Source organism: Kumtagia sp. (assembly GCF_059502445.1).
Genome location: NZ_JCACER010000091.1, coordinates 1 through 2,243, shown reverse-complemented (window position 1 = coordinate 2,243; position 2,243 = coordinate 1). Strand labels below are relative to the sequence as shown.

2 protein-coding genes are annotated in these 2,243 nt (G+C 64.2%); both read left to right on the top strand.

Going from position 1 to position 2,243, the window contains the following annotated elements; translation table 11 throughout:
• Window positions 1–1,985, top strand: a 1,985-nt coding sequence (locus AC5JDC_RS23900) for a copper-translocating P-type ATPase (protein ID WP_495845243.1), incomplete at its 5' end; no start/stop codon positions are given.
• Window positions 1,986–2,034: 49 nt separating this feature from the next.
• Window positions 2,035–2,243 (top strand): hypothetical protein (locus AC5JDC_RS23895; RefSeq protein WP_495845241.1); only part of this gene is annotated, 209 nt, incomplete at its 3' end.

Below are 2,243 nucleotides of genomic sequence, written 5' to 3'. Positions count from 1 at the left end.
TGACGCGGCGGTTCTGGGTCAGCGCCGCGTTATCGGTGCCTCTGGTCGTTTTGACCCTCGGCGCGGAGGTTGTGGGCTGGGAGCCTCTGCCCATGCGGACGTCCATGTGGGTTCAGCTGGCGCTCGCGACGCCTGTGGTCCTCTGGGGCGGCAAGCCATTCTTCGAGCGTGGCTGGGCGTCGATCCTAAGCCGCCGGCTCAATATGTTCACCTTGATCGCGTTGGGTGTCGGTGTAGCCTATCTTTATAGCCTCGTTGCTACGCTCTTTCCTGGGCTGTTCCCGCAGGCCTTCCGCACCATGGGCGGCCAAGTGCCCGTCTATTTCGAGGCGGCAGCTGTCATCGTGGCGCTCGTGCTTCTGGGCCAGGTGCTCGAGCTTCGTGCGCGGGCAGCCACGGGACGCGCCATCAGGGCGCTTCTTGGCTTAGCACCCAAAACCGCGCGACGCATCGCACCTGATGCGACCGAGACAGACGTTCCTCTCGAGCATGTTGGCGTTGGCGATCGCTTGCGCGTGCGGCCGGGTGAGAAGGTGCCTGTCGACGGCGAAGTCGAGGAGGGCCGTTCGTCGGTCGACGAGTCAATGCTAACCGGCGAGCCAGTTCCGGTCGAGAAGACGACCGGCGACAAGGTTACGGGAGCCACCGTCAACGGAACCGGCATGCTCGTCGTTCGCGCTACGCGAGTGGGGCAGGACACGATGCTATCGCAGATCGTACGCATGGTCGCGCAAGCACAGCGGTCGCGCGCGCCGATTCAGAGCCTCGCTGACACGGTTTCCGGGTGGTTCGTTCCCGTCGTCATCGCAATCTCGCTGCTTTCATTCGCTGCCTGGTCAGTATGGGGACCGGAGCCCGCAATCAGCTTCGCCCTTGTCAATGCAGTCGCGGTTCTCATCATCGCCTGCCCATGTGCGCTCGGACTTGCGACGCCCATGTCGATCATGGTCGGCACGGGCCGCGGCGCGCAGGCTGGCGTTCTGGTGAAGAATGCCGAGGCCCTCGAGCTCATGGAGAAGATCGACACACTCGTGGTCGATAAAACCGGCACGCTCACCTTGGGCAAGCCGAAGCTCGTTGCCGTGGAACCGGCTGACGGCGGCCCGCTTACCGCTGATGAGCTCCTCCGGCTGGCTGCCGCCCTTGAGCGGGGAAGCGAGCACCCGTTGGCTGCAGCGATCGTCGAGGGCGCTGCGGACCGCGGTCTCCAAGTGCCGGAAGTCCAGGAGTTTGCATCGCAGACGGGCAAGGGGGTGACGGGCACCGTTGATGGCCGAAACGTCATTTTGGGAAATAAAGCGTTGCTGGTCGGAGGCGGCATAGATCCGGCGCCCATTCTGGCTGCCGCCGATGCCCACCGCGCCGAGGGGCGCGGGGTGATGTTCCTGGGTGTCGACGGCAAGCTCGGTGGACTGGTCGCCGTCGCCGATCCGGTCAAGGAGACCGCTCCCGAGGCGGTTCAGGCGCTCCGCAGCGAGGGCATTCGCGTCATCATGCTCACCGGCGACAATCGCACCACGGCCGACGCGGTTGCCCGAAAAGTCGGTGGCATCGACGAGGTGATTGCCGACGTGCTGCCGCAAGACAAGCAGCGCATCGTCGAGGAGTTGCGCGCCCAGGGGCGACATGTGGCGATGGCCGGGGACGGCATTAACGACGCGCCGGCGCTCGCGGCGGCTACTGTCGGCATTGCCATGGGCACTGGGACCGATGTCGCCATGGAGAGCGCTGCGGTAACGCTCGTGAAAGGAGACCTGAAGGGCATTGTCAGGGCACGCCGCCTCAGCCGGGCGACCATGCGCAACATTCGCGAAAACCTGTTCTTTTCCTTCATCTTCAACGCTGCCGGCGTGCCGCTGGCTGCCGGCTTGTTCTACCCGTTTTTTGGCTGGCTCCTGAGCCCGATCGTTGCCGGTGCCGCGATGGCGTTCAGCTCGGTGGCTGTCATCTCCAACTCACTTCGACTGAAGGCGCTACGGTTGTGAGGGCACTCGGTCGCGTTGCGATCGATGGAAGCTGGGATACCATAATGGCGTGAGCGGGGTCGCACCTCGACCGCAACGACTGAGCCGGTTGATTATCAGCCTGGCGATGGGGTTGCTGCTTGCCTCGCGTTTCACGATTGCTTGCGAAGCAGCAATGGCAGCCGTGCCGCAGGTTGATGCCTCGATGGTCCACGATTGCGAAGGTGGATCAGCTCCGGTCGACCATCCAGCTACGAAGCTTTCTTGCGCCGGGGTCTG